The following is a 527-nucleotide window of genomic DNA, read 5'->3' on the forward strand; positions in this document are numbered from 1 at the left end:
CCATCCCCGGATCGAGGATGAGCCGGTCGGCAGCGACCCCGCTCCGTCGCAAGGCGGAAACCCGCGCCTCGAAGAACCGCACAATCTCGTCGAGCGCGTCTTCGGGTCGAAGGTGACCGGTGCGGGTGGCGATGCCATCCCGCTGCGCTGAGTGCATAACCACCAGCCTGCAGTCCGCCTCAGCAATATCGGGATAGAGCGCAGGGTCAGGAAATCCTTGGATATCGTTCAGGTAGCCCACGCCGCGCTTGAGCGCATAGCGCTGGGTTTCCGGTTGGAAGCTGTCGATTGAAACACGGTGCATCTGATCGGACAGGGCGTCTAAGAGCGGCGCAATACGTCTGATCTCATCGGCCGGCGATACAGGCCTCGCGTCCGGATGGCTGGCGGCCGGTCCGACATCCACGACGTCTGATCCGACTCGCAGCATTTCGATCGCCGCGGTGACAGCGCCGGCGGGGTCTAGCCGCCGGCTCTCATCGAAGAAGGAGTCCTCGGTGAGATTCAGAATGCCGAACACCGTCACC

The 527-nt window shown here is 63.4% G+C and carries 1 protein-coding gene; it reads right to left on the reverse strand.

The features are described 5' to 3' along the window. A partial coding sequence (gene folP, locus ACCQ08_RS26060; protein ID WP_026013918.1) for a dihydropteroate synthase occupies positions 1 to 526 on the reverse strand: 526 nt, incomplete at its 3' end. Position 527: the final 1 nt, after the last annotated feature.

The sequence above is a fragment of the Comamonas sp. SY3 genome, from assembly GCF_041730275.1.
Classification (GTDB): Bacteria; Pseudomonadota; Gammaproteobacteria; order Burkholderiales; family Burkholderiaceae_C; genus Comamonas; species Comamonas sediminis.